Here is a 21193-nt window from a genome sequence, read left to right as displayed (position 1 = left end):
GAACGTCACGCGAACGACACCTCGTCCAGCGGCAGCACGAGCGTGTGCCCGTCGTACTCGCCGGGGGAGGCGAGCCCCGAGGTCGCGGAAGTGACATAGACCAGTCCGCCCGCCACGAGCACGCTCGTCGGCTGCGATGCGGGCACCGGCACGGTCGCGATCACGGCGCCCGAGCGGTCGTACACGTCGACGCGCGCACCGCCCCAGACCGCGTTCCAGATCCGGCCCTCGGCGTCCACGTGGATGCCGTCCGGGGATCCGCCCTCGACGGTCGCGAAGACGCGCCGCGCGTCGACATCCGCGACCGGCACCTCGTAGATCACGCCGCGCGGGCTGTCTGCGAGCAGGAAGCTCTCGCCGTCCGGCAGGAAGGTGGGCCCATTGGGGATCGCCAGGCCCGAGATCTGCCGGCCGACCTCGCCCGTGGCGGGATCGAAGCGCCACAGCACACCCTCGCCCTCCGCGTCCTGCCACGGCATCGTGCCGAACCACACGGATCCGTCGGGCCCGATGTCGCCGTCGTTCACGCGGTTCGACGACAGCTCGAGCCCCGTCTCGCCCACGACGCGCGCCTCCCCGTCCAGGGCGACGACGTCGGTGCCGAGGATCCCGAGGAGGGATCCGTCCGCCCCGCGCGCGGCGAAGCCGAGCGGGGCCGCTTCCGTGCGGACGAGCGCGGTCGAACCGTCGCGGTGCGCGTAGAGCTCGCCCGCGAGCAAGTTCACCCAGTGCGGCGCGCCGTCGATGAGGCGGGCGCCCTCGCCGAGTTCGTGGGGTGTGAGGGAGATCGTCGTCCAGGTCATACTTCTGTCTACCATTCCGTGAAGGCGCCGTCGTCGTCGCGCCAGGTGGGTGAGATCCATTCGAACTCCGCCTTGTCCGCGGCGCGCACGGCGGCCTCGTCGATCTCGATGCCGAGGCCCGGGCCCGTCAGGCGCGGGATACAGCCGCCCTCCGTCGTGAAGACCGAGGTATCGACGAGGTAATCGAGCAGGTCCGCGCCCGCGTTGTAGTGGATGCCGGCGCTGATCTCCTGGATGAGGAAGTTGTGCTTGCTGAACGCGATCTGCAGGCTCGAGGCGAGCGCGATGGGACCGAGGGGGCAGTGCGGCGCCACGTGCACGCCCCACACCTCCGCCATCGTCGTGATGCGCGCCACCTCCGAGATTCCGCCCGCGTGCGAGATGTCGGGCTGCGCGACCGAGATTCCCGCCTCGAACGCGGGCAGGAACTCCCGGCGGCTGAACAGGCGTTCACCCGTCGCGATCGGCACTCCGAGATCCGTGAGCTGGGAAAGCAGAAGCGTCTGCTCGGGCACCACCGGTTCCTCGACGAACAGCGGTGCCACCTCCGCGAGGCGGGGGATCAGGCGCCGCGAATCGACGATCGACATCCGGCCGTGGAAGTCGATCGCGAGGTCGCCCTCGCGGCCGAGCACCGAGCGCGCCTCCTCCGCACGCGCGACGACGCCGTCGAGTTCGGCGTTCGTCGACACCGCGCGGGTGCGGCCGATGGCGTTCATCTTGATGGCGGTGGATCCCTTCTCCACCTGCTCCGCGACCGCGTCGGCGATCGCGGCCGGTTCGTCGCCGCCGACCCAGGAGTAGTAGCGCACCCGGTCGCGCACGGGGCCGCCGAACAGCTCGTGCACCGGCACCCCGTGCATCTTTCCCTTGATGTCCCACAGCGCCTGGTCGATGCCGGCGACCGCGCTCGAGAGGATCGGCCCGCCGCGGTAGAACGTGCCCCGCGTCATGAGGTGCCAGAGGTCTTCGATGCGTGACGGATCCTTGCCGATCAGCAGCGGCCGCAGCTCGTCGACGGCGGTGCGCACCGTGCGGGCGCGCCCCTCGAGCGACGGCTCGCCCCACCCGACGAGTCCCGTGTCGGTCTCGATGCGGCACAGCAGCCAGCGCGGCGCGACGAGGAACGTTTCGATTCTCGCGATCTTCATCAGGGGGCCTTCGTGTGAGTGGTCGTGGCGGCGTCGTCCGACGCGCGCCCGAGGAGGTCTTCGGTCGCGCGCCGCGCAGCCGCGGCGTCGCCGTCCGCGATTGCGTCGACGAGCGCGCCGTGCAGGGCGAGTGCCGCGGATCCGGGAACGTGCTCATGCACCAGCCGGTCGCGCTCCTCGAAGAGGGAGCGCGCGAGGAGCTCGACGCGCGCCAGCAGCTCGTTCTTCGTCGCGCTGAAGACGGCGCGGTGGAACGCGAGATCTGCGGTGGTTGCGCTCGCCGAGTCGGCGGCGCCCTCCATCTCGGCGAACCGGGCGCGCAGCAGTGCGATGTCGTTCTCATCGCGTCGCTCGGCCGCGAGCGCCGCCGCGGCGGGGTCGAAGATGGCGCGCAGCTCCTCGAGCTCGCCAAGCATGCGGGGGAGCGTGGCGGGCGTGATCTCCCACGCGAGCAGGTCCGGATCCAGCAGGTTCCAGGCGCTCCGCGGCTGCACGAAGGTCCCGCGCCGCTGGCGCGCGTCGACGAGGCCCTTACCCGCGAGCACCTTCAGGGCCTCGCGCACGACCGTCAGGCTCACGTCGTGCTCGGCCTGCAGCGCCGCGAGATCGAGCGTCGCGCCCTGGGGTACGTCGCCCCGGACGATCGAGCGCCCGATCGCGTCGACGACCTGGCCGTGAACACCGCGACCGTTGTAGCCCGCCATCCCGCCTCCTCGTTGTTTGGATAATTTAATAATAATTATAGGATGACCGCATGACCCACTTCGACGCCATCTGCATCGGCGAGACGATGGTCGCGCTCGTGCCCGAAGACGCGAGGCCGATCTCGGGCGACAGCCGCATGGCCCTCCGCGTCGCGGGCGCCGAGTCGAACGTCGCGACCTCGCTCGCCCGCCTCGGCCATTCCGTGCGCTGGGTGAGCGCCGTCGGCGCGGATCCGTTCGGCGAGATCATCACCCGCGAGCTGGGCTCGGCGGGGGTCGAGCTCGGCGCCGTCGGCGTCGCGAGTGACGCGCCTACCGGCATCTTCGCGAAGAACCCCGCCGGCGAGTCGACGCGCGTGCACTACTACCGCAAGGGATCCGGCGCCTCGCGGATGACGCCGGACGTTCTCGCCGGCGCCGGATCCGCGCGCCTGGTGCACGTCAGCGGCATCACCCCGGCGCTCAGCGACGGCTGCCGCGCGCTCACCCGCGCGCTCGTTGCGGAGCGCGCGCTCGGTGACGCGATCGTCAGCTTCGACGTGAACTATCGCCCCGCGCTGTGGCGCGGGCTGGACGACGCGGCGACCGTGCTCGCCGAGCTGGCGCGCCGCGCCGACATCGTGTTCGTCGGGCGGGACGAGGCCGAGGAGCTCTGGGGCACGGCGACCGCGGAGGCCGTGCGCGAGTTCCTGCCCGAGCCGCGGATCCTCGTCGTGAAGGATGCCGCGATCGAGGCGGTGTCGTTCGAGGACGGCGAGATCGTGCGTGCCCCGTCGCTGCGCGTCGAGGTCGTCGAGCCCGTCGGCGCCGGGGATGCCTTCGCGGCCGGTTGGCTCAGTGGCCTGCTTTCGGGCCGCACCCCGCGCGAGCGGTTGCGGCTCGGGCACCTGCTCGCGTCACGAGCGGTACAGATCGTCGGCGACTGCCCCGTGGCGCCCACGGCCGACGAGATCCAGATATTTCTTACGGAGGAGTAAGCCATGAATGACCTGTTCGATGCCGCCTTCGCGCAGACGCGCGTGATGGGGATCTTCCGGGGGAAGCCGCCGGAAGACACCGTCCGCCTGTGCCGCGCGGCCTGGGACGCGGGCGTCGTCGCCGTCGAGGTGCCCGTGCAGAACGACGCGGCCTTCGCCTCGCTCGCCGAGGCCGTTGCCGCTCGGGGCGAGGGGCAGCTGGTCGGCGCCGGCACCGTGCGCACGCCGGATCAGCTGCGCCGGGCGGCCGACGCGGGCGCGCAGTTCACCGTCGCCCCCGGAACGGATCCCGAGATCATCGCGCTCTCGATCGAGCTGGGCGTGCCGCACCTGCCGGGCGTCGCGACGGCGACCGACATCCACCGCGCGCTGCTCGCGGGCGCCGAGTGGGTCAAGGCCTTCCCGGCCGCCGAACTCGGGCCGTCATGGATCTCCGCGCAGCTCGCCCCGTTCCCGGAGGCGAAGTTCGTCGCGACGGGCGGCATCGGTGCGGACAACGCGGGCGACTTCCTCGCCGCGGGCGCCCGCGGCGTCGCGATCGGATCCGCATTCGAGGATCCGGAACTGCTCGCCGCGATGACGGAGGCGGGTTTGCTCGGCTGACTCCGCCGCCCGTCAGCTCGCCGCGCCTCCGCCCCGTCCGGGGGATCGCGCGGGGCGCGGCGGTGTCTGAGCGCGAAATATGTCACGGTTTTGCAACAAGGGGTAGTCGAAACGTTTTTTGTATCGCTACAATCCTGAGTGTGCCCCTCGCGGATGAGGAGCCCACAGACCGACAAGTTTCGTCGCAGAGGCGGCGAGGTCGAAAGGACGAAGATGTTCACCAAGAAGCGACTGCTGGGCGGGCTTGCCCTGGCAACCGGCGCCGCCATCGCCCTCACGGGCTGCTCCTCGTCGGACGCCCCGGCCCCGGGCGAGGCGCAGGAGTTCGACCCGAACGAGAAGGTCGAGCTCGACCTCGCCTTCTGGGGCGACGAGACCCGCGCCGGCTTCTACAACGAGGCCATCGAGGCCTTCAATGAGGAATACCCGAACATCACGGTGAAGCCGCAGTTCCTCGACTTCGCGGGATTCTGGGAGAAGCGCCAGACCGAGGCCGCCGGCGGCGGCCTGCCCGACGTCATGCAGTTCGACTACTCGTACCTGCGCCAGTACGGCGAGAACAACCTGCTGCTCGACCTCGGTCCCTACCTGGGCGAGGAGATCAAGACCGACGCGATTCCGGAATCGGCCGTCAAGATCGGCGTCGTCGGCGATAAGACCGTGGGTCTGCCCACCTCGACCAACGCGTGGGCGATGTTCCAGAACACCGCGCTCGCCGACGAGCTCGGCGTGGGCGTGTTCCCCGACGGCGGAAGCTACGAGGAGTACGAGCAGTGGATCGCCGACGCCACGGAGGCCGGCGGCGGCGAGGCATGGGGCGCGGGTGACTTCACCGGCGTGATCCAGTTCTTCGAGCTCTACAAGCGCTCGCAGGGCGAGGACCTCTTCACGGAGGAGGGCGAGGCCAACTTCACGGAGGAGGAACTCGCCGACTTCTGGACGATGGGTCAGGAGATCCGCGATGGCAAGGGAATCACGACCCAGGAGGCCGTCGAGTACGACCCCGTCGGTGCCTTCGCCTCGGGCGACCTCGTCGCCGAGATGACGTGGGACAACTTCGGTGCGGGCTACCTCGCGCAGCTGCCCGAGGAGTACCAGGACCTCACCATCACGGCCCCGCCCGTCTGGGAGGAGGGAGCCAAGGACCTCTACCTGAAGCCCTCGATGCTGCACACCATCTCGGCGAAGACCGAGCACCCCGCCGCCGCGGCCGTGCTGGTCGACTTCCTCGTGAACAGCCCGAAGGTCGGAGAGATCTTCGGCACCAACCGCGGCCTTCCGGTGTCGCAGACTCAGCTTGACGGCGCCGACCTCGATGAGCTGAGCACCAAGGTGCGCGACTACGAGGCGTCGATCGCCGACCGCCTCGGCGACGCACCTCCGGTGCCGATCGCCGCTTACGGATCGCTCGAGCAGAAGTTCCGTTCGCTGGGCGAGGACCTCGGGCACGGCCTGAAGACGCCGGAAGAGGCGGCCGCCGAGTTCTTCGTCGAGCTGGACGCAGCGATCAACAACTGAGCATTTCGGTGGGTGGGGCCGCGCGGAGCGGCCCCACCCACCGAGCTCGACCTCGAGGAGGACGCATGACCGATCTGTCGACGCGAACGGTGGTGACGGGCGACGCATCGAAGCGCGCGCAGCGTCGGCCCGTGCCGCAATCGCGCGGCGCCGCCGTGCGCCAGCGCCGCGAGAACATCGCGGCGTACACGTTCCTGATCCCGTGGCTGGTCGGCTTCTTCGGCCTCACGGTCGGCCCGATGCTGTACACGCTCTACCTGTCGTTCACGAACTACAACCTGTTCTCGGCGCCGACCTGGACCGGCCTCGACAACTACATCCGCCTGTTCACGAACGACCCGAGCTTCATCCAGTCCGCGAAGATCACGTTGTTCTATGTGCTCGTCGGCACGCCGCTGAAGCTCGCCGTCGCCCTCGGCGCGGCCATGCTGCTGAACTACCGCGACACGGCCGCGACCTTCTTCCGTTCGGCCTTCTACGTGCCCTCGCTCATCGGCGCGAGCGTCTCCGTCGCGATCGTGTGGCGGGCCATGTTCGTCACGGACGGACCGGTGGACTCGGCGCTGAGCTTCTTCGGCATCAATCTCGGCGGCTGGGTGGGCAACGTCGACCTCGTCGTTCCCATGATGATTCTCCTCGCCGTGTGGGGCTTCGGCGGCACGATGATCATCTTCCTCGCTGGCCTCAAGAACATCCCCGGCGAGCTGTACGAGGCCGCGGACGTCGACGGCGCGGGGCCGCTGCGCAAGTTCCGCAACATCACGCTCCCGATGCTCTCGCCCGTGATCTTCTTCAACCTGCTGCTCGAGACGATCGGCGCGTTCCAGGTCTTCGGTTCGGCGTACATCATCTCGGCCGGCACCGGTGGTCCCGCCGGCATGACCAACTTCTACACGCTGTACCTGTACAAGCGCGCGTTCACCGACACTCAGATGGGCTACGCCTCGGCGATGGCCTGGGTGCTGCTGATCGTCGTCGCGATCGTGGCGGTCTTCATCTTCCGGTCGTCGCAGTCATGGGTGCACTACGCGGGAGACGAAAAATGAGCGCGACCCTACAGACCACGCAGGCGGTCGTCACCGGCACGGCCGGGCCCCAGCGGCGCGTGAAGCGCAAGACGTGGAAGACGATCATCTGGCTGATTGCGATGATCGTCCTCGCCGCGGTGATCCTCTACCCGCTGCTCTGGCTGACACTCGCCACCCTCAAGCCGTCGAGCGAGTTCGGCACGAACCCGGGCCTCATCCCCGAGCAACCGACGTGGCAGAACTTCGTCAGGGTCTCCGAGGGCATCGCCGGCGTGCCCATGTGGCGGTTCTTCTGGAACACGATCGTGCTGTCGGTAGTCGCGACCGCCGCGACGGTCATCTCACACGCGCTCGCGGCCTACGCGTTCGCGCGCATCAGGTTCAAGGGATCCAAGATCCTCTTCACCTGCATGATCGCGACGCTGCTGCTGCCGTTCCACGTCGTGATCATCCCGCAGTACATCATCTTCAACAACCTCAACCTGATCGACACCTACATCCCGATCCTGATCGGCAAGTTCCTCGCCACCGAGGCATTCTTCGTGTTCCTGATCATGCAGTTCATCCGTTCCGTGCCGCGCGAACTCGACGAGGCGGCGCGCATCGACGGGGCGGGCCACGCGCGCATCTTCTTCTCGATCATGCTGCCGCTGATCGTGCCGACCCTCACGACGGTCGCGATCTTCACCTTCCTCGGCCAGTGGAACGACTTCTTCGGGCCCCTGCTGTACCTGACCTCGCCCGAGAACTACCCGCTCTCGATGGCGCTGAAGATGTACAACGACCAGACCAGCGTCTCCGATTACGGGGCCACGACGGCGGCGTCGTTCATCGCGCTCGTGCCGGTGCTGTTGTTCTTCGTGATCTTCCAGCGCTTCATCATCACGGGTATGTCGTCGGGCGCGGTCAAGGGTTAAGGGGCGACGATGGGCAGAGACGACATCGGACGCGCGCAGAAGGCAGCGCGCCGGGCGGACATCTCGGGCAGCGGGCCGACGCGGCGCGGCGAAAGCAACGCCCCCGGGGCGCTCTCGCCGTTCCAGATGTTCGGCGAGGCGATGCTCACGGGTATTCTCGTCGCGGTCGCGTCGCTGCCCGTCGTCACCCTTCCCGCCGCCCTCGCGGCGGGATCGCGACACCTGCGCGCGTTCATCCGCGGCGATGCCTCGCACTGGGCGACCTTCTGGCGCGAGATCCGCTCCGGCATCGCCGGATCCGCGGGGCTCGGGTTCGGGCTAGTCGCGCTGAGCCTCGTGTTCGTGGCGAACACCGCGCTCGCCCGAACCGGAGCCCTCCCGGGCGGAGTGGCAATCGCCTGGATTACCGGTGCCGTGACCGTTGCGGCGGCGACCGCGATCGTGCTCGCGGGCACGGTGTGGGATCCGCACACCGGCTGGCTTCCCGCGCTCCGCGCCGTTCCGGCGCTCGCGGGCGCGGATCCGCTCGGCACGCTCTTGTTCGCCGTGTCGATCGTGCTCGTGGTCTTCCTCACGATGGTGCTCGTCCCGCTCATCGTTCCGCTTCTCGGCTGCGTCGCGCTCGCGATGGTTGCCATCCCGATGCGAAAAGGACAGTGACCGCGATGACTCGCCTGGCGATCGCCCGTTCTGCGGGCGATCGCCGCTTCGACGGTATCGGCGCGGTGAATGGTGGCGGTGCCACCAGTGTGCTGCTGCGCGATTACCCGGAGCCACAGCGTTCCCAGATCCTCGACCTCGTGTTCAGGCCGAAGTTCGGCGCCTCGGTCAGCACGATGCTCGTCGAGATTCCCGGCGACGGCAACTCCACTCAGGGCTCGATGCCGAGCCACATGCATACCCGCGACGACCTCGACGGCGAGCGCGGATACACCTGGTGGATCCTCACGGAGGCCGCCGGGCGTAACCCCGCGATCGCGCTCGACGCGACCGCGTGGAGCGCACCCGGCTGGCTCGGCGACGGCGAGTTCTGGTCGGCCGACACCGTCGAGTATTACCTCGCCTGGCTACGGATCCTTCGGGACCGCTACGGGCTGAGACTCTCGGCGATCGGTTGCCGCAACGAGAAGGGCGTGAGCCTCGAGTTCGCCAAGGCGCTGCGCCGAGGCCTCGATGAGGCGGGCTTCGCCGACGTGCTGCTGCACGGCTTCGATCACTGGCCGGACGACAAGTTCGACTTCGTCTACGAACTCGAACGCGATATCGAGTCTCGCGACGCCATCGACGTCATCGGCGCCCACGTCATGTACGCCAAGCCCGACGCGCACACCCCGGCGCGAGTGCGCGAGCTCGCCGACGAGTGGGGAAAGCCGATCTGGAACACCGAAGACCACGTCTATCGCTCGGGCTTCGATTGCCTGATCGGCATCGTCGAGTGCTTCAACGACAACGTCATTCTGAGCGGCGCGACGAAGATCGTGCTCTGGTATGACATCGCGGCCGTCTACCCGATGGAGCCCTACTCGGAGGATCCGGCGATGCTCGTCGCGAACGAACCGTGGTCGGGGCACTACCGCGTGCGCGAGGCGCTGTGGGGCTACGCGCACTACGGTCAGTTCACGGGTCTCGGCTGGAGCCTGCTCGAGAGCGGCTGTCGAGCATTGCCCGGCGGCGGTTCGGTCGTGACGCTTGCGTCGGCCGAGGGCGAGGTGAGCTCCATCGTTGAGACCTCGGGCGCGGCCGCGCCGCAGGTGCTGCGGCTCTCGCTCGGCGACGGCCTCGCGGCCGAGGAGCTGTCCGTCTGGCGTAGCACCGCCGACGAGCAGTTCGTGGAACAGGCTTCGCTGCGCGCCGACGGCGGCGAGTTCGAGATCGAGCTGCTGCCGGATGCCGTCTACTCGATCACGAGTACCACGGGCCAGCGAAAGGGATCCTTCGACGGGATCCCCGCGCCCGCCGCGTTCCCGCTGCCGTACCACGACGACTTCTCCTCCTATGGGGATCCGGTAGCGCGCGGTTTCCTCCCGCGCTACACCGCCGATATCGCAGGAGCGTTCGAGCTCACCCGCGGTGCGGACGGCCGAGTGCGCCTGCAACAGGCAGTGCCGATCCCGACGATCTCGTGGGCGCCCGACTGGCGGCCCTATGCGATCCTCGGCGATGAGAACTGGGCGGACATCGAAGTCTCCACTCGTCTGCTTCTGGAAGGTGGCGACACCGGTGGGGTCATGGCCCGCGTGAACCACGTCGGCACCGGCTACGGTTTCGTGCCGAAGGGCTACTCGTTCGAGATCGACGCCGCGGGCGCCTGGCGGCTCGTGTCGGTGAACGGCAAGGTCGACAAGGGCGAGCTCGTCGGTGACAGCGAGCAGCAGGAGATCATCCGCGCTCACCGCGACACGAGCCCCGGTGGCGAGCGCGAACTGGCGAGCGGCGTCGTCGCGGCCGGCGAGCGAATCGAGCTCGCACTGCGCTGCCGGGGAGACCGGATCCGGGCGCTCGTCGACGGCGCGCTCGTCGCGGAGGTCCGCGACGGTACCCATGCGCGCGGCATGGCGGGCCTCATTGCGGGCCAGACCGAGACTCGGGTCAGCCGCCCCGCCTTCGAATACATCAACATCCGACCCCTGAGCTTACGGGAGAACGACATGACGCTTCGCAAGACCCCCACCCCGCCGATGGGATGGAACAGCTGGGACTGCTTCGGCACGACCGTGACCGAGGAGGAGGTTCTCGAGAACGCCCGCTTCATGGCCGAGCACCTGCTGCCGTACGGCTGGGACACGATCGTGATCGACGCCGACTGGTCGGACCCGAACGCGCAGGCCCATCGGTACACCGAGGCCGCGTCGCTCGTGATCGACGAGTACGGCCGCCTCCTCCCGGATCAGGTCCGCTTCCCGAGCGCCGCAGACGGCGCGGGCTTCGGGCCGCTCGCCGAGATGATCCACGCGCTCGGGCTGAAGTTCGGCTTCCACGTCATGCGCGGCATTCCCGACGTGGCCGTCGCCGCCGATACACCGGTGCTCGGCACCTCACTCACCGCCTCGCAGGTGGCCGATCAGGCCAATCGCTGCGAGTGGAACCCGCACTATGCGGGGCTGCACGCCGAGGGGATGCAGGCCTACTACGACTCGTGCCTGGCGCTGTACGCCGAGTGGGGCATCGACTTCATCAAGGCCGACGACATGCTCTGGCCCTACCAGCGCGCCGACATCGAGGCCTACGCCGCGGCCATCGAGAAGGCTCCGCGCGAGATCGCGCTCTCGCTCTCGCCCGGGCGTCACCTCTCGATGGCGCATCTCGAGCACCTGACGCAGCACGCGACGATGTGGCGCGTGAGCGACGACATCTGGGACAACTGGGCCGACATCGAGCCGAACTTCGCCCGGCTCGCGCGATGGGCGCCGCACGCGTCCGGCGACGGCTGGCCCGACGGCGACATGCTCCCGCTCGGCCGCATCGGCGTGCGGGCACATCACGGTGAGCCGCGCGACGACCGCCTCACGCCAGCCGAACGGCGCTCGGTTATGACCCTGTGGACGATCGCGCGCTCGCCGCTCATGATCGGCGGCCACCTGCCCGAGAGCGACCCCGAGACGATTGCGCTGTTCACGAATGCCGAGGTGCTCCGGATCCTCGCGACCTCGACGCACAACCGCGAGCTGTTCCGCGAGCGCGAGTTGGTCGCCTGGGCCGCCGAGGGCCCGAACGGCGAGCGCTGGGCGGCGGTCTTCAACACCCGCGACGAGGCGTCCGTCGAGACGCTCGACACCAGCTGGCTCGGTTTCGGATCCGCCCCCGGCGAGATCGTCGACGTCTGGACGGGGGAGGCGGTGCCGACCGAGATCGCCCGCGAACAGAGCCACGACGTGTACAGCGTCGCGCCCGGCAGCACGGCCCTGCGCCTGCCGCTCGCCGCCCACGGCTGCGTGCTGTTGCGGGCGTAGCCGCCCAGATCGCCCGCGGGGTCGCGCTCACCCCGCGGGCTCGCGGGCTCAGCGGTCCGAGTCGGGCGAGAGCAGCCGAGCCTCGGTGAGCCGCGGGGTGGGGGAGCCCTCGATCTCGATCTCGTGCGTCACGGTTCCGGGATCCGCACCGATCGCGACGTCGCGGGCGTCGGCGGCCGTGCCGTGGGGGTGCGCCTCGTCGAGCACGAGCCGCCCGCCGACGCGCACCCGAATGCTCGACGCATCCGCGCCCGCGCCCCAGGAGAGCCGCAGGGTGTCCGCCGTCCCGGTCCAGTCGTTCATCGTTACGCGGATCCGCGAGGAGGTGCGTCGCCAGCGCACGTCGCCGTCGCGACCGATCTCCTCATCGCCCGTTTCGAGTCCGTGGTCCGACTCGGGCTGCTGCTCGCCGAAGGCGATGACGTCGCGCGTGCGCGATTCGAGGCCGAGCGAGGCCTCGTCGATGCGCGCGAGCTCGGCGACGCGGTCCGCGGCGTCGCCGAACGGCCAGGAGAGCGTGTATCGCGCGTCGTGGATGCCCGCGAACGGTTCGAGGTCGACCGGCCCGCGGGAGGTCGGCACACGTACGCGGCCCGGCCCGGTCCGCTCGGCACCGGAGAGCGCGTCGGGCGCGAGCACCGGGGTCTCGGCGAGCGGCCTCAGCGCGCCGACGGCGATGTGGCTCATGCGGGCGGCCGAACCGCGATACTCGAGCCCGTCGTCGGGGATCCGCTCGGCGAGCACGTCGGGGCCGTCGATGACCCACACCCAGGGCGAGCCGTCGCTCGCGCGTTCGAGGCGCAGCGCGCGAGGGTAGCTGATCCGCGCGGTCCAGGATCCGGCGGGCACCGCGAAACGCAGCCGCGTTCCGGGCGCGCCGTCGCCCGCGAGCGGGGCGATCGAGGGCGCGGCCGATCCGTCGACCCAGTCGGGGACGAGCACGGACAGGTCGAGGTCGCGCGCGGACTCGACCCGGATCTCGACCTCGATCGCGGCCGCCTCCTCCTCGACGTCCTGCTCGATGCGCAGGCCGTCCGGGCCCCATGCGGCGGGGATCGGTGCCGTGACGCGCAGCTCATCGCCGCGGCACGAGAACGCGAGCGCGCCGTGCAGGGCCTGGGCCTCGAAGCCCGAACCCATGCAGCACCAGAACCCCTCGGCCTCGGCCGAATACACCCGGTAGTGGGCGGGCCGCTGCGGCGTGAAGTAGGCGAGCCCGCCGTGGCGGGGGTGCTGAGCCGAGCGCAGGTGATTGCGTCGCGCGCGCTCGGCGACGAGGAGGTATCGGTCGTCGTCCGTGAGTGCGTGCAGTTCGGCGGCGAGCTTGATCATGTTGTGCGTGTTGCAGGTCTCGGGGCCCTCGCGTGCCGTGGACATGCTCGCGAGCGATGCATCGAAGTGCTCGCGCACGCTGTTCCCGCCGATTCCGACCGAGCGGTGACCCGCGACGCGGTCGAAGAAGAAGCGGGCCGCGGCCCCCTCGTACGCCGCGACCTCGGCGAGCAGCTCGGGCGCGAGAACCCGCGCCGCCCGCTCGATCGTCGCGAAGCCCACGACGACGGGGATCCGGGTGTTGGCGTGCAGGCCGTCGAGCTCGTCGCGCCCGGCGGCGAGCGGATCCGCGAGGTCGCGCGGCACGAGCCGTCGCGCGAGCGCGAGGAATCGGGAGTCGCCCGTGGCGAGGGCGAGCCGCGCGAAGGATTCGGTGAGCCCGCCGAACTCGCATTCGAGGATCCGCTGCAGCGCGACGTCGTCGAGGGCGTCGAGCTGTTCGCGCCACCAGCCGGCGTAGGCCAGGAGCACCCGGCGCGCCTGATCGTCACCGATCTCGGCGGCGTCGATCAGGCCCGCGAGGACCTTGTGCAGGTTGTAGAGCGGCACCCAGCGGTCATTGAGGAAGAAGGCGCCCGCGTCGATGCGGCCGGAGCGCAGCTCGTCCCAGAGGGCGGGGCCCCGCGGTACGCCGCCGATGTAACCCGTGCCGAGCGCGTCCTGGCACTCGGCGAGACCCGCGACGAGGGCTCGGCGCATGCGGGTTGTCTCGGGATCGCCGGCGGCCGAGAGCGTGGCGAGCGCCGAGAGCACGTGGCCGGCGGTGTGCCCATCGAGGCCCGTCGCCTCCCAGCCGCCATAGCCCTCGGCGTGCGCGAGGCCGGCCTCGCGGCGGAAGGGCGCGAGGAGCCGCTCGACGTCGAGGCGCAGCACCGTGTCGCGCACGGTCGAGCGGGCGCGGGCGTCGTCGCCGCCGGGCGCGACGGATCCGCGGGGCGGGAACTGAATCATCGGGGTCTCCACTGACCGGGCGTCATTTCCTGTAACGATACAGACTTCGAACGCGCCCGTCGAGAAACGTTTTTGGACAAGTACTTGATCGATACAAAAACTCCTGCCATGATCGAGCGGCGAGGGAGCCGCCCGGCCCCTCGACCCCCGCACGGCACCGCTATTCGGCGTGCCCGCGGCGCCGCGCTCGCGGCTCGGAAGAACCTTCGATGGCGAAGTTCTAAGGAGAAGACAGTGGATCCATCCACGCACCATTCCCGATCACCACGCGGGCGATCCCTCGCCCGCCTCGGCATCGCAAGCGGCACGGCCGCCGCGATCGTCGCGACGCTTCTCGCGGCCAGCCCGGCCGCCGCAGCCCTCGAGCCCGGCGACGACGGCAGCTGGCGCTTCGACTTCGGCACCCCGACCAGCCCCGTGGCCGAGGGGTATCACCAGGTCACGACCGGCTCGCTGTACACCGAGGAGCAGGGCTGGGGCATCACGCTGCCCGACGGCGGCGGCCTCTTCGACCGCGACCGCACGGGCAGCCTCGCCGAGCCGGATCCCGTCGCGGAAGACTTCGTGGCGGGCGCGGCCTGGGGCTTCCAGGTCGACGGTGTGCCGGACGGCGCGTACGACGTCACCGTCACGATCGGCGACGCGATGGCCGGCACCTCCGGCACGAACGCGTCGCTGACGATCGAGGGCGTCGCACAGGATCGCCTGACGACGGGACGAGGCGGCACGACGACCGCGACCTTCCGTGCCGTCGTGACCGACGGGCAACTGACGATCTCGATCACCGGGGGTGGGCTGGGCGCCTACATCAACGGCATCGTGATCACCCCCGCTCTGCCCGAGACGCCCGCGGGGCTCGAGGCCACGCGGATCGCTTGGGACGGCGTCAGCCTCGGCTGGGGCGCCGTCGAGGGCGCCGAGAGCTACCGCGTGCTGCGCGCCGAGGTAACGGATGGTGAGCCGGGCGAGTTCGCGCAGATCACCGAGACGAGCGAGCCGCAGCACACGGACGGCGGCATCGCCGCGGGCACGGACTACGCCTACGCGGTCGTGGCCGTCGACGAGTTCGGCGCCGAATCGGCGCGCAGCGACGTCATCACGACGGGTGTCATTCCCGAGCTGGCGGCGCCGGAGACCCCGAGCGGCCTCGCCGTTTCGCGCGTCACCGCCGACGGCGTCGTGCTCGCGTGGGAGGCCACGGCGAACGCCGAGGAGTACGTCCTCGAACGCGCCGGCGAGGACGGCGCCTTCGCCGAGATCGCGACGGTCGCCGAAACCGGCTACACCGACGCGGTCGACACCTCGACGGCGTGGTCGTACCGCGTGACGGCGCGGAACACCGCGGGCAATTCCGCGGCGAGCGAGCCGGTCTCGGCGCCCGCCTACGCGCAGCCTGAGGCGCTGCCGGAGATCGCCGAGGGCGAGTCGGTCACCTTCGACTTCGGATCCGGTGCCCTCGCGGAGAACGCGTTGGGCGTCACCAGCGCGACGGCGTTCGACGAGGACTGGGGCTATGGCTTCTCGACGGCGCCCGCCGCCGTCGCCGCCGATGTCGATCGCGGCACGGACGACGCCGTGCGCAGCGACTTCGTCGCGGCGGCCGGCGGCGTGTTCGAGATCGACCTGCCCGCGGCCGACTACTCGATCGACGTCGTCTCGGGCGACGCCGAGAACGCCACCACGACGACCATCACCGCCGAGAAGATGGCGAAGGTGCTCGAGAATCCGAAGGCCGCGGGGGAGTACCTCGAGATGGCCTTCCCGATCGCGCTGATCGACGGGCGCCTGACCCTCGAGTTCGGCGGCGACGCCGCCGCGGTGAACGCGCTGACCATCACGCGGCTCGCGGCGCGGCAGGCCGGCGCGATCCCGACCGCCTACATCGCGGGCGATTCAACGGTGCAGAGCTACGACCCCATCGCCTACGCGCCTCAGGCGGGCTGGGGCCAGATGATCGAGCGCTTCCTCGCCGACGACGTGGCGGTGGCCAACCACGCGATCGGCGGTCGCTCGTCGAAGAACTTCATCACCCAGGGGCGCCTCGACGAGATCCTTCGAAACATCCGCCCGGGCGACTACCTGTTCGCCCAGTTCGGCCACAACGACGCCACGCAGGGCGTCGACGACCGCTACGCCTCGCCGGAGGACTACAAGGAGTACCTGCGCGAGTACATCCAGGGCGCGCGCCAGCGCGGCGCCACGCCCGTGATCGTCACGCCCGTGTCGCGGCGTTCGTTCAACGCGGAGACGGGTGAGGCGAACGTGAGCTTCCCCGAGTACGTCGCCAAGGCGATCGAGGTCGCCGAGGAGGAGGACGCGCTGCTCGTCGACCTCTCGGCGTCGTCGCGCGCCTACCTGACCGAGATCGGCGCGGAGGCGGCGAAGGCCGTCTTCCTGCACGTGGATCCGGGAGTCTTCCCGAACAGGCCCGCGGGCACGACCGACGACACGCACTTCCAGGAATACGGCGCCATCCAGATGGCGCGCCTCGTGGCGCAGGACGTGGCCCAGCTCGACGACCCGCTCGCCTCGAAGGTGACGGACGTCGAGCCGCCGGCCGCCGTGCCCGCCGCTCCCGCCGACCTCGTCGCGGGCGCCATCAGCAACGGCGGCGCGACGCTGCAGTGGTCGCCCTCGCCGACGGCCGACATCTACAAGATCTATCGCCAGGACGACGGCGCGGGAGAGTGGGCGCTCGTCGGCATGGTCACCCAGCCGAGCTCGCTCGTGCAGGGGCTCGAGGAGGGGCGCACCTACAGCTACCGCGTCGTGGCGGTCAACGGCCGCGGCGAATCGGATCCGAGCGAGACGGTCACCTTCACGACGAAGGAAGCGCTGTACAAGTACGACTTCCAGCTCGCCGGCAACCCGCTGATGGAGGGTTATACCGAGGTCACGCCCGACACGCAGTACAGCGAGGAGACGGGCATCGGTTTCCTCACGGCGCTGCCCGCGAACGGCGGCCGCGACCGCGGCGACCAGGGCGGTGCCGCCAACAACCTCGTGCGCGATTTCGTGCTGCCGGGCGAGAGCGCGACCTTCGCGCTTGACGTCCCCAACGGCACGTACTCGGTGAAGACCTACTCCGGTGACTTCATCGGCAGCAGCCGCACGAGCTTCCGGATCGAAGGCAAGGAGGCCGGCAGCGGCAACGCCGGCACCGGATCCGTGAACGAGACGCTCCGCGGCCCCTTCCTCGTGACCGACGGGCGCATCGATATCGAGGCCTACGGCCCCGCGTCGGGCTCGCGCCTCAACGGCCTCGAGATCACCCCGATCCTCCTCGGCCCCACCGGGCTCGAGGCGACCGAGGTCGACGCGGATCCGGACAGCCCCGCGATCTCGCTCGAGTGGGACGATGTCGAGGGCGTGAGCTGGAACGTCTATCGGACCTCTCTCTTCGACTCCGCACCCGTCCTCGTCGACGAGGTCGACGAGCCCGCCTACACCGACACCGACGCGCGCGTGGGGCTCGAGTACGAGTACTACGTCGCGGCCGTCGACCAGACGGGGCTCGAGTCGGTTCCGAGCCCGACCGTGGAGGTCTCGCTCGTCGACGACGAGGTTGCGCCTCCCGCAGCCGCGACCGGGCTCACGGTCGGCGACACCGAGAAGAACCTCGTGTCGTTCTCGTGGACGCCCGCGGACGAGGCGCTCTACCACCTCGTGTTCCGCTCGGAGAAGGCGGGCGAGCGCGGAGAGCTCATCGGCATCGCGGATGACGCCTCCTACTCCGACGAGGACGTGCTGACGACGATCCCGTACTACTACACGGTCGTCGGCGTGAACGCGGGTGGCGCGGGCGAGGGATCCGAGCAGCTCGCGACCGAGGCGGTCACGACCCTCGAGCGCCAGGCCGAGTACCTCGACCGCGCGCCCGTGGCCGTGCATGCGGACAACGGCGTGCTCGTCTCGTGGCGCATGCTGGGCACCGATCCGGACGACATCTCCTTCCACGTGTACCGCGACGGCGAGAGGATCACCGAGGAGCCGATCGCGAGCTCGACGAACCTGCTCGACGCGGGCGGATCCGACGGATCCGTGTATACCGTCACCCAGGTGCGCGACGGCCGCGAGTACACGGCGACCGACGACTTCGGCGTGCAGGCGGGCGGCTACCTCTCGGTGCCGCTCGACAAGCCCGCCGACGGCTACACGAAGGACGGCCAGCCGTTCACCTACTCGGCGAATGACACGAGCGTCGGCGACGTCGACGGCGACGGCACCTACGAGCTGTTCGTGAAGTGGGATCCGTCGAACGCGAAGGACAACTCGCACGCCGGCTACACGGGCAGCGTGCTGCTCGACGCCTACCGGCTCGACGGCACCCGCCTCTGGCGCATCGACCTCGGGCGCAACATCCGGGCCGGCGCGCACTACACCCAGTTCCAGGTCTTCGACTACGACGGCAACGGCAAGGCCGAGGTCATCATGAAGACCGCCGACGGCACGATCGACGGCGCGGGGACGCCCATCGGCAACGCCAGCGCCGATCACCGCAACAGCTCGGGATACGTTCTGCAGGGCCCCGAGTACCTGACGGTGTTCGACGGCGCGACGGGCGCGGCGATCGACACGATCGACTACAACCCGCCGCGCGGCGATGTCGGCGCCTGGGGAGACACCTACGGCAACCGCGTCGACCGGTTCCTCGCCGGCACGGCCTACCTCGACGGCGAGCACCCCAGCGCGATCTTCAGCCGCGGCTACTACACGCGAGCCGTCGTGGCGGCGTACGACTTCGACGGCGAGAAGCTCATCGAGCGCTGGGTGACCGACTCGAACGACGAGGCGAACGAGGCCCTGTTCGGTCAGGGCAACCACAACCTCTCGGTGGCGGACGTGGACGGCGACGGCAAGGACGAGATCGTCTACGGATCCGCGACGATCGACGACGACGGAGGCCTGCTCTACTCGACGGGCCTCGGCCACGGCGACGCCATCCACCTCTCCGACCTCATCCCCTCGCGGCCGGGCCTGGAGGTCTTCGCGGCTCAGGAGCACGTCGCCGCCGAGGGCGGCATGGGCGCCACGATGCGGGACGCCGCGACGGGGGAGATCATCTGGTCGATCCCGGCCGTGCGCGACACCGGTCGCGCCGCGGCGGGCGACATCGATCCCCGCTACGAGGGCGCCGAGGGCTGGGCGATCGGCGGCGACTCGTCGTGGAACTCGGAGGTGGGCCAGCTCGTCTCCGCGGACGGCGAGGTCATTAGCGAGTCGATCCCGCCGGCGAACTTCCTCGCCTGGTTCGACGGAGACCCGCTGCGCGAGATCGTCGACCACACCTTCGACCAGGAGGCCTACTCCGGCTACCCGACCGTGTCGAAGTGGAACTGGGAGACCGGGACCACCGACGTGATCCTCGCCGACGAGGGGGCGCGCTCCAACAATGGCACGAAGGGAAACCCGAACATCCAGGCCGACCTGTTCGGCGACTGGCGCGAGGAGATCGCCTGGCGCAGCGCCGACTCGAGCGAGCTGCGCATCTACTCGACGACGGACGAGACCGAGCTGCGCCTGCGCACGCTGATGCACGACCCGGTCTACCGCCTGGGCGTCGCGTGGCAGAACACCGGCTACAACCAGCCCCCGCACACGAGTTACTTCCTGGGCGAGGGCATGGAGCAGCCGGCGGCGCCGTCGATCCGATACACGGTGGAGGCTCCCGAGCCCGAGCCGATCGAGGGTCCGGAGGCAGGCGCCCCCGTGTCGGCCGAGATCTCGCACCGCGAGATCGGCAACGGGCTCGTGCTCACGGTGACGGTGACGAACACGTCGGACGAGTTCGTCACGGCGCACGTGACGACGCGGTTCGGTGAGAAGAAGATCCAACGCCTGAAGGCGGGCGCGAGCAGGTCGATCGCGTTCCAGACGCGCGCCGAATCGTTCGACGCCGGATCCGTCGAGATCGCCTACGCGCTGGACGATGGCACGGAGGGCACGCTCACGGTCGACTACGAGGGGGTGGGCGAGGAGTAAGTCGCCGAGTTCACCGGCCTCCGCGCGGTCATCGTCACGTTGCAGATGACCGCGCGGAGGCGTGACGGCTCAATGGGAACGTGAAGACTCATCACTTTCCCGACATCTCAGCAAGTCTCCGATGAATCCTCCAGCGACAACGGATGATTCGTCGGAGACTTGCTGACTCGTGCGCGGCGCGGCGCGGCGCTAACGCGTCGACGACTCGCGCACGATGAGCGTGTGCGGGATCGTGAAGGTGCGCGGGGGCACCGTGGATCCCGCCATGCGTTCCAGGAGGAAGGTCACGGCGGTGTGCGCCGTGGTCGAGTGATCCGGCGCGATGGTCGTCAGCGACGGCACCGACAGGGCCGCGAGCGGGACGTTGTCGAAGCCCGTGACGCGCAGATCGTCGGGCACCCGAAGCCCCGCGTCGGCGGCGCCGCGGACGGCGCCGATCGCGAGGTTGTCGGTGAACGCGGCGATCGCGTCGACGACGAGCCCCTGGGAGAGGGCGGCGCCGACGGCGCGTGCGCCCGATGCGATGTCGAGGCCCTCGACCTCGATGAGGATCGGCTCGAGCCCGACCCGGGCGATTGCCTCCAGGTAGCCCTCGCGCCGGGGATCGAGCTCGGTGTCGGGGCGCCGCAGGTAGGCGATCCGCCGCGACCCCTGCGCGATGAGGTGCTCGGTTGCCTCCCGCGCGCCGTCGAAGTTGGGCATGACGATGTGGTCGAGGGGCGCATCGAAGAGGCTCTCGCCGAGCAGCACGATGGGGTAATCGACCTGCAGCAGCGCGGTGTCGGCATCCGTCAGGCCTGCCGTCGAGAGCAGCAGGCCGTCGTAGAGCCGATTGCGCGAGGTCGAGACGACCTCGATCTCGGTCTCGCGCATGGCGTCGGTCTGTTCGATCGCCACGCGCATGCCCTGCTGCGCCGCCTCGTCGACGACGCAGCCGATGAGGTGCGCGAAGTACTGGTTGTCGACCTCCGGAACGGCGAAGCCGATCGTTCCGGTGCGACCCGTGCGCAGGCTGCGGCCGGCCGCGTTGACCCGGTAGCCGAGCTCGTTGATCGCGGCGAGGACGCGCTTTTTCGTCTCGGGTTTCACGTGCGGGCGCGCGTTGACGACGTTCGACACCGTCATCGGTGAGACGCCCGCCGCGCGGGCCACGTCCTGCATCGTCACCATATCGTCATACCCCCGAAGGTTAAGTGTGTCACGCGCGTCTTCGCGCTTGACAGTGAGAGCGAATGGCCCCAGTCTATGTAACGTTACAAAAATTTCGATACCTGCGA

Annotated in this window: 13 protein-coding genes; 8 read left to right on the top strand and 5 right to left on the bottom strand. The window is 69.8% G+C overall.

The genetic code is table 11. The annotated features are described in order from the left end of the window. Window positions 1-5 precede the first annotated feature (5 nt). Genes IEX05_RS10595 through IEX05_RS10585 form a run of 3 tightly spaced genes read right to left on the bottom strand, consistent with a single transcriptional unit; the run spans window position 6 to window position 2658 of the window. Window positions 6-803 (bottom strand): SMP-30/gluconolactonase/LRE family protein, encoded by a 798-nt coding sequence (locus IEX05_RS10595; RefSeq protein ID WP_188701661.1) that lies wholly within the window; start codon window positions 801-803, stop codon window positions 6-8. A gap of 8 nt (window positions 804-811) precedes the next feature. Then, complete coding sequence (gene dgoD, locus IEX05_RS10590; protein WP_188701660.1) at window positions 812-1954, bottom strand: galactonate dehydratase; 1143 nt, start codon at window positions 1952-1954, stop codon at window positions 812-814. Continuing rightward, entirely contained in the window at window positions 1954-2658 is a 705-nt protein-coding gene (locus tag IEX05_RS10585; protein ID WP_188701659.1) for a FadR/GntR family transcriptional regulator, read from the bottom strand. Before IEX05_RS10585 ends, dgoD begins: the two co-directional genes overlap by 1 nt. A 50-nt stretch (window positions 2659-2708) precedes the next feature. On the opposite strand from IEX05_RS10585, the gene IEX05_RS10580 reads away from it, so the two are divergent. The 7 genes from IEX05_RS10580 (at window position 2709) to IEX05_RS10550 (ending at window position 11651) form a co-directional block, all read left to right on the top strand. Further along, entirely contained in the window at window positions 2709-3635 is a 927-nt protein-coding gene (locus IEX05_RS10580; RefSeq protein WP_188701658.1) for a sugar kinase, read from the top strand. A 3-nt stretch (window positions 3636-3638) separates the two neighbouring features. Continuing rightward, a complete protein-coding gene (locus tag IEX05_RS10575) occupies window positions 3639-4238 on the top strand; it encodes a bifunctional 4-hydroxy-2-oxoglutarate aldolase/2-dehydro-3-deoxy-phosphogluconate aldolase (RefSeq protein WP_188701656.1) in 600 nt (199 codons plus the stop codon). A gap of 213 nt (window positions 4239-4451) precedes the next feature. Continuing rightward, on the top strand, window positions 4452-5756 hold the full coding sequence (locus tag IEX05_RS10570; protein WP_188701654.1) for an ABC transporter substrate-binding protein: 1305 nt from the start codon (window positions 4452-4454) through the stop codon (window positions 5754-5756). Window positions 5757-5821: 65 nt separating this feature from the next. After that, window positions 5822-6802: a carbohydrate ABC transporter permease gene (locus IEX05_RS10565; RefSeq protein WP_188701652.1), complete on the top strand. Its 981-nt coding sequence runs from the start codon at window positions 5822-5824 to the stop codon at window positions 6800-6802. Then, window positions 6799-7701, top strand: coding sequence for a carbohydrate ABC transporter permease (locus IEX05_RS10560; RefSeq protein ID WP_229661258.1), 903 nt, complete (start codon window positions 6799-6801; stop codon window positions 7699-7701). The genes IEX05_RS10565 and IEX05_RS10560 overlap by 4 nt, the downstream gene beginning before the upstream one ends. Window positions 7702-7710: 9 nt before the next feature. Further along, window positions 7711-8361, top strand: a complete 651-nt coding sequence (locus tag IEX05_RS10555) for a hypothetical protein (protein ID WP_188701648.1) — start codon at window positions 7711-7713, stop codon at window positions 8359-8361. A 5-nt stretch (window positions 8362-8366) separates the two neighbouring features. After that, a complete protein-coding gene (locus tag IEX05_RS10550) occupies window positions 8367-11651 on the top strand; it encodes a hypothetical protein (protein ID WP_188701646.1) in 3285 nt (1094 codons plus the stop codon). A gap of 48 nt (window positions 11652-11699) precedes the next feature. Here the strand turns inward: IEX05_RS10550 and IEX05_RS10545 are convergent, their stop codons facing one another. Beyond that, window positions 11700-13934 carry a beta-L-arabinofuranosidase domain-containing protein gene (locus IEX05_RS10545; RefSeq protein ID WP_188701644.1) on the bottom strand — a complete coding sequence of 745 codons (2235 nt, stop codon included), beginning with the start codon at window positions 13932-13934 and terminating at the stop codon, window positions 11700-11702. Between the two features lie 234 nt (window positions 13935-14168). Here IEX05_RS10545 and IEX05_RS15480 point away from each other — a divergent pair, with 234 nt between their 5' ends. Continuing rightward, window positions 14169-19916: a rhamnogalacturonan lyase family protein gene (locus IEX05_RS15480; RefSeq protein WP_308423417.1), complete on the top strand. Its 5748-nt coding sequence runs from the start codon at window positions 14169-14171 to the stop codon at window positions 19914-19916. Between the two features lie 189 nt (window positions 19917-20105). Here IEX05_RS15480 and IEX05_RS10535 read toward each other — a convergent pair whose 3' ends face one another. Then, entirely contained in the window at window positions 20106-21086 is a 981-nt protein-coding gene (locus tag IEX05_RS10535) for a LacI family DNA-binding transcriptional regulator (protein WP_229661257.1), read from the bottom strand. Window positions 21087-21193: the final 107 nt, after the last annotated feature.

This window comes from Microbacterium nanhaiense, assembly GCF_014646015.1.
In the GTDB taxonomy this organism is placed as follows: Bacteria; Actinomycetota; Actinomycetes; order Actinomycetales; family Microbacteriaceae; genus Microbacterium; species Microbacterium nanhaiense.
This window is presented reverse-complemented; position numbering and strand designations above follow the sequence as displayed.